Genomic DNA, 7,267 nt, shown 5'->3' on the forward strand with positions numbered 1-7,267 from the left:
TTCTTTTTTGTATGCTTTTATTTACAAAATCATACGGACCATTATATACCCTACTCCTCCTAAAACAATTGTGTAAGGCAAAGCCATTTTTACCATTGTTCCGTAAGACAAGTTGATTAGTGGAGCCAATGCAGAAGTCAGCAAAAATAAAAATGCTGCTTGACCATTGGGTGTTGCTACACTTGGTAAGTTAGTTCCTGTATTGATTGCAACCGCTAAGTGCTCAAAATGCTCTCTATCTATCGTTCCAGCTTTAAAAGCTTGCTGTACTTCTCCTATATATACTGTTGCTACAAACACGTTGTCACTAATTGCAGACAATACTCCGTTTGCTATGTAAAACAACCCTGGCTGTGCAGATGGATCTTGCTCCAAAGCCCAATGAATAATTGGCGAGAACAAATGCTGATCGTGAATCATGGCTACTACTACAAAAAACACCACCAATAATCCTGTAAACGGTAAAGCTTCTTCAAAAGCATGTCCTAAATGATGCTCTTCTGTAATCCCGATAAAAGCTGTTTGGAAAATGATCAAGGCCAGTCCAATAAACCCTACAGGAGCAATATGTAAAGCCAATCCTGCTATTAACAAAATAGCAGCCAATCCTTGTACTTTTAACGCATATTTTTCTTTGTCTGTTCTTTTAGCATCCTCTTCTTGTGCATACCCTTGTAAAATCTGATTGACTACTTTTGGTAATTTTGCTCCAAAACCAAAAGCACCTGTTAACTCTAATACTACTGTGGTTAACAACCCACAAACCAACACCGGCATCGTTATCGGTGCCATTTTTACGAAGAACTCCACAAAATGCCAGCCTAATCGCTCTCCAATTAATAAGTTTTGAGGCTCTCCCACCAACGTACACACTCCACCCAAAGCAGTACCTACCACTCCGTGCATTATTAAACTTCTTAAAAAGCTTCTGAATTGCTCTAAGGTCTCCCCACTTAACTCGTCCTTGTCTAAAATTCCATCACCATTATAATCCTCCAAACCAGAGTGTATTTTATGGTAAATTCCGTAAAATCCAACCGCTACACTAATCAATACTGCTGTTACTGTTAATGCATCTAAGAAAGCAGACAATACCGCAGCCATAAAAACAAACAACAAAGACAACACTACTTTTGATTTTATTTTGGTGAAGATTTTACTGAAGATAAACATTAACAAAGGCTTCATAAAATAGATTCCCGCTACCATAAACACCAACAACAAAATCACTTCTAAGTTGTGATCTACCTCTTCATATGCCTTGTGAGGAGTTGTTAAACCCAACGCTAAAATTTCAATAGCTAATAAACCTCCAGATTGCAAAGGATAACATTTTAGTGCCATAGCCAAGGTAAAGATAAACTCCGCTATAAACAACCATGCACCCTGGTGCGGAAAATATATAGAAATAGGAATGTTTATTAACAAAAAGAAAATCATGACCCACTTGAACCACATTGGACTAGATCCTAAGAAATATTTCATTGTATTATTTTTTAAAATTTGGAAGCTAAAATAAAATAAATCCACACATCCTACATGAGCATTGTGTTAATTTTTAGGAATCAAACAAAATACTTGTATTTTGTTAAGAAAGCCTCTCTCTCTATTTTTTGGCATCTTAGTTGAACAACCCTGCTATTTTTCCTGAAGAATGATCTTTGAAAGCCCCTGTTACACTCTTTAGACAATTTACTTTTTGCTCGTATCTTAATTTCCCCAACAAAGCAAAAATCAATGCTTCTTTGTAATCAATCAACTTCTTATCTGGCAACACCCAACAAACCTCTATTCTTTTAGCCCTAAGCAATTCCATTAAAAACTGATGGTATGCTCCGCCACCCGTAACCAAAACAGCACCTTGATGAACTACACTAGCCAACTGCACTGCTATATGTTCAGTAAATGTCCTTAGCACATCCTTTACCTCTAGCTCTCTTTTTTCTATTAATGGAATCACCTGTGCATTCACAAACTCTATTCCCAAAGATTTTGGAGCTTTTTGTTGATAATACTCCAAACTGTTTAATTTCTCTAACAGCTCTACATCTACACTTCCCGATTTTGCCACTTCTCCTTTATCATCATAAGACATTCCCAATTTATTGGCATACTTGTTTAGCACCGTATTTACAGGACAGCAATCAAAAGCCACTCTTTTCCCATGTTGACGATACGAAATATTAGAAAAGCCTCCTAAGTTTAAACAATAGTCATATTCCGAAAATAGCAACTCATCCCCAATAGGTACCAAGGGAGCTCCTTGCCCTCCTAACACAACATCTTGTGTTCTAAAATCGTACACTACAGGAATTTTAACTTGTTGATATATTTCTTGGCCAGCCCCTATCTGAAGCGTATATCCTTTTTCTGGTTGATGATGCACTGTATGCCCGTGTGATGCCACCAACGACACTTTTTTAATTCCATAAGATTTGATAAAGTCTGCCACCATCCTCCCATATTCTTGACCCAAAGCTATATCCCACTTTTGCAATAAAGGATCTGCTTTGGGTAGTTCAGCACATTTTTTTAATCTAGACAACCATTCTGTACTGTATGAAAACGTTTCAGCTTCCAAAATTTGAAATCGATTGTTTTCTAAAAAAGAAACGTATACCAAATCTACTCCATCCAAAGAAGTTCCTGACATCAATCCTATACTATAATTTGCTTGCATGCTGCCTGTTGTTATTCGTTAATTTATAGTAATGAATATATATAAATTCTAGTGATTTACAGGTGCTATTTGAAATCATGACCAAAAGTAAAGTTTAAAGCAACAAAAAAGCCTCAACTTCAAGAGTTAAGGCTTTATGTGATCGCGACAGGATTCGAACCTGTGACCGTCTGCTTAGAAGGCAGATGCTCTATCCAGCTGAGCTACGCGACCTTTTGTGTCGGGGTGGCAGGATTCGAACCTGCGACCTCCGCGTCCCAAACGCGGCGCGATAACCGGGCTACGCTACACCCCGAAATGGTTATCTTATTGTGCGGAGAGACCGGGATTCGAACCCGGGCATCGAAAAACGATGACAGCTTAGCAGGCTGCTGCATTACCACTCTGCCACCTCTCCAAAAGTACTTACCGCACTTCGTTTAGCGAGTGCAAATATATAAGATTCTTAAAGTTTTCACAACCTTTTTTTTTATTTTTTTATTCTGGATATTCAATTCGTAAATGATAGATATTTTTTAGTTTTTTTTGAATGACTTTTTTCACTCGCTCAATCTCTCGTAATGTGATATTTGCGTTTAAAAACTGCCCTTCTGATTTTTGTTTTTCTATAATTTTATCTACTAATTGATCGATAGCAGTCGCATTAGGTTCTGACAAACTTTTGGAAGCTGCTTCGGCTGCATCACACATCATCAAAATACAGGTTTCTTTAGAAAAAGGGATTGGCCCTGGATATCTGAAATCATCTGGATTGATTTGAAGATCTGGATTGAGTTCTTGTTCTTTTTTATAAAAGTAATATACCAAACTCGTTCCGTGATGCGTTCTAATAAAATCGATGATACGGTCTGGAAGTCGGTGCTTTTTAGCCAATTCGATTCCCTCCAACACATGCCCTATAATAATAGAAGCACTTTCTTTTGGTGGCAATTCATTATGCGGATTGACACTGGTAGACTGATTTTCGGTAAAGTAAAAAGGATCTACCATTTTTCCTATATCATGATACAAAGCCCCTGTTCTTGTTAGCATAACATTGGCATTGATTTCATTGGCAGCTGCTTCGGCTAAGTTGGCCACTTGCATAGAGTGTTGAAAAGTTCCTGGAGCTTTTTCATTCAACTCTCTTAACAAGACACTATTAGTATTGGACAATTCTAACAAAGTAATATCTGAAGTTAAGCCAAATAGTTTTTCGTACAACCAAATTAAAAATACCGACAAAAAAGACAGTACTCCGTTGAGTGCAAACAATCCAAAATACCTACTTCTTATCTGGTCTATACTTCCTTCGTGAATGATAAAAAATGCCAAATATGTTACCATGTAAACCAAGGTTATTTTAATGACCGATATAAAAAGATTTCCTCTTTTATGAATATCCGACACTGTTAATATGGTTACAAAACCAGCAATGGTTTGCAAATAAATGTACTCAAAACTACTAGGCACCACAAAACCTAGCATTAACACCATCAACAAATAAGAAAATAAAGCTACTCTAGAATCAAAAAAAGCTTTTAAAACGATGGGTAAAATACATACGGGCACTACGTACAAATAATCTGACAAATGTTTGATAATAAATGTCTCTAAGCAAACCATTAACAATACATTTAGAAAGATGAAAGTTACATGCGTATTATTTTCGTAAATCACTTTTCTATCCAAATACAAAAACAACATCAACATTCCCATAGCCAAAGAAACCAAGATGATGTAGCCTGTAAGAATCCACATATAATTCTTTTTACTCCACACTTGTGACGTGTATTCTTTTTTAAGTGATTGCAGTACCGATAGTTTTTTTCCCTCTACAATATCTCCTCTAGCAATAATCAGTTCTTTTGCACTAACTTTTCCTTTGGTATACGAAATTGTATTTAATGCCTCTTGCAAATCTTTTTCTGTATATTTTTGATCGTAAAAAACATTGGGTACCAAAACCTCTGTTAACCGATTGGTAATAATACTTTTGTAGGCATATGGTATTTGATCTTGTAAATTTTGTTTAATGAATGGTAAAATTTCATTGGCTGTAATCAATCGGCCATACTTTATTTCTGTTACCTCTTGCCCTTTTCTTAGCAACACCCGTCTTTCGAACGAAAACAACTCTTTTTCTGAAGTGTCTACAAAACCCAAATTATAAATTTCAGAAATCAATTCCTGAGCTGTGTTTTTGTAAATTCTGTTTTCTACATTCAACTCAAAACCTTTTTGCACCAAAGCCATATCGTACTGATTGGAAAATTTTTCCTGAACCGCATTGACTATCTTTTCTTGGTATTCAAAATAAATTGTTGCATTTTCTTGAATTTCTTTTTTTTCTTGATGGATTTCCTCTTCTGTTTTCTGAATGGCAAAATCAAAAGGAGCCAGTAAATTTTCGTATTGCCAAGGTTTTCCTTTTTGGAACTCATATTTAAACTTTCCTCCTTTTGGAAAAAAATAAACAATGGAAAACACCACTGCGATGAACAAAACTACTTTGTAAATATCCGATTGATTCTGGTAGATGCGATTGATAATTCTTTTCATTGAATGAAATTGGATTTACCCAAAAATAAACAATTAAATTTTGTAAATTAAGGTTTCAAACACCGAAACCATGCTTCAAAAAACCGTTATTGTTGCCGCAAAAAGAACCCCTATTGGTTCTTTTTTAGGAAGCTTAGCTAGTATTCCAGCTCCACGATTGGCCAGCACTTGTATACAACGTATTTTAACAGACACACAGCTTTCTTCCAATGCTATAGAAGAAATCTACCTTGGTAATGTATTACAAGCTGGATTAGGGCAAGCCCCTGCCAAACAAGCAGCAAAATTTGCAGGCTTAAACGATTCTATTCCCTGCACCACCATTAACAAAGTTTGTGCATCAGGATTAAAAGCCATAAGTCTTGCTGCACAAGCTATTGCTACAGGAGACCGTGATATTGTATTGGCTGGAGGCATGGAAAACATGTCTCAGGTTCCTCACTATAGCCATTTAAGAAAAGGATTAAAATTTGGTAATCAATCTCTTGTTGACGGATTGCTACTAGACGGACTTACCAATGTTTACGACCACAAACACATGGGTGTTTGTGGGGATTTGTGTGCCCAGCAGTACGGAATTAGCCGTGAAACACAAGATGCCTTTGCCATCCATTCTTACGAAAAAGCAAGAACTGCAGCTTCTACAGGTAAATTTGATGATGAAATCACCCCTGTAGCTACACACATTAAAGGCAAAGAGCTTTTGGTTTCTGAAGACGAAGAATACCAACATTTTCGCCCTGAAAAATTCCCTCAACTCCGACCTGCATTTTCTAAAAATGGCACAGTAACAGCTGCCAATGCATCGACCTTGAACGACGGAGCTGCCTGCTTGTTATTGATGAGTGCTACTAAAGCTCAATCTTTAGGACTTAGCCCTTTGGTTGAAATTATTGCTTATGAAGACACTTCCCAAAGCCCCGAACACTTTACAACCTCTCCAACTCATGCTACTCATGCAGTATTACGCAAAGCCCAGCTCCCGATTAGCGCTATTGATTTTTTTGAACTCAACGAAGCTTTCTCTGTAGTAGGCTTAGCCAACGCACAATTGTTAGGAATCCCTTTAGAAAAAATCAATATTCATGGTGGTGCTGTCTCAATTGGACACCCGCTAGGTTGCTCAGGTGCTAGAATTGTTGTTTCTTTGATTCACATTTTAAAACAGCAGCAAGCCTCCTATGGACTTGCAGCTATTTGTAATGGTGGTGGAGGTGCTACCGCTTTGATTATTAAAAATATTACTTAGTTTAGTACAAACTTACATGAATTACGGTATTTGCAACTTAAGTGTTGTCCCCTTGAGACTAGAACCCACTGACAGTTCTGAAATGGTTTCCCAACTATTGTTAGGAGAACACTTTAAAGTCTTAGAAATTCGAAAAAAGTGGAGTAAAATTCGACTTGCCTTCGATCAATACGAAGGCTGGATAGACAACAAGCAGTACCTTTCTATTGCCGAAGACACTTACCATCAATACGAACAACAACCTATTGTTCTATCTAAGGACTTGATCAACTTTGCCGAAAACGAGCAACACTTACTGACTCATGTACTCATTGGCTCACAACTACCTGATTACCAACAACAACATTTCCGTGTCGGAGAAGAGGTCTTTCATCTAGAAGGAGAAACCTGCCATGGCAAACTAGGCAAAGAAAATATTGTAGCAACCGCATTGCAATTCATCAACACTCCTTATTTATGGGGAGGAAAAACTCCTTTAGGGATTGATTGTTCAGGCTTGACACAATTGGTATATAAACTTAACGGATACTCTCTACAAAGAGATGCTAAAGATCAAGCAAAACAAGGAGAAGTCCTCAGTTTTATTGAAGAAAGCGAACCTGGTGATTTGGCTTTTTTTGACAACGAGGAAGGAACCATTGTACATGTAGGAATCATGATGGCTGAAAACCACATTATACATGCTCATGGGAAAGTACGTATTGATCGATTGGATCATCTAGGCATTTACAATATAGACAGCAAAAGACATACACATAAGTTACGTGTTATTAAGAAGATTGTATAATTGAAAATTA

At 37.0% G+C, this 7,267-nt stretch carries 5 protein-coding genes and 3 tRNA genes; 2 read left to right on the top strand and 6 right to left on the bottom strand.

Annotation, left to right across the window (positions count from 1 at the left end):
* Positions 1-21 precede the first annotated feature (21 nt).
* The 6 genes from nhaB to FS85_RS0113535 form a co-directional block, all read right to left on the bottom strand.
* Complete coding sequence (gene nhaB / locus FS85_RS0113510; RefSeq protein ID WP_010136890.1) at positions 22-1,485, bottom strand: sodium/proton antiporter NhaB; 1,464 nt, start codon at positions 1,483-1,485, stop codon at positions 22-24.
* Between the two features lie 136 nt (positions 1,486-1,621).
* The gene (locus tag FS85_RS0113515; RefSeq protein WP_010136891.1) at positions 1,622-2,680 is read right to left on the bottom strand and encodes an anhydro-N-acetylmuramic acid kinase; all 1,059 of its coding nucleotides are present in this window, start codon (positions 2,678-2,680) and stop codon (positions 1,622-1,624) included.
* Between the two features lie 139 nt (positions 2,681-2,819).
* Positions 2,820-2,893: transfer RNA gene (locus tag FS85_RS0113520), tRNA-Arg, on the bottom strand.
* Between the two features lie 7 nt (positions 2,894-2,900).
* Positions 2,901-2,975, bottom strand: a tRNA-Pro gene (locus tag FS85_RS0113525).
* 19 nt (positions 2,976-2,994) lie between these two features.
* Positions 2,995-3,077 (bottom strand) — tRNA-Ser (locus tag FS85_RS0113530).
* An 80-nt stretch (positions 3,078-3,157) separates the two neighbouring features.
* Positions 3,158-5,221: an HD family phosphohydrolase gene (locus tag FS85_RS0113535; RefSeq protein ID WP_010136892.1), complete on the bottom strand. Its 2,064-nt coding sequence runs from the start codon at positions 5,219-5,221 to the stop codon at positions 3,158-3,160.
* Between the two features lie 70 nt (positions 5,222-5,291).
* Between FS85_RS0113535 and FS85_RS0113540 the strand changes: the two genes are divergently transcribed.
* Entirely contained in the window at positions 5,292-6,470 is a 1,179-nt protein-coding gene (locus FS85_RS0113540) for a thiolase family protein (RefSeq protein ID WP_010136893.1), read from the top strand.
* Positions 6,471-6,486: 16 nt separating this feature from the next.
* Complete coding sequence (locus FS85_RS0113545; protein ID WP_010136894.1) at positions 6,487-7,257, top strand: C40 family peptidase; 771 nt, start codon at positions 6,487-6,489, stop codon at positions 7,255-7,257.
* Positions 7,258-7,267: the final 10 nt, after the last annotated feature.

Origin of the sequence: Ochrovirga pacifica (assembly GCF_000220525.1) — a bacterium.
Classification (GTDB): Bacteria; Bacteroidota; Bacteroidia; order Flavobacteriales; family Flavobacteriaceae; genus Ochrovirga; species Ochrovirga pacifica.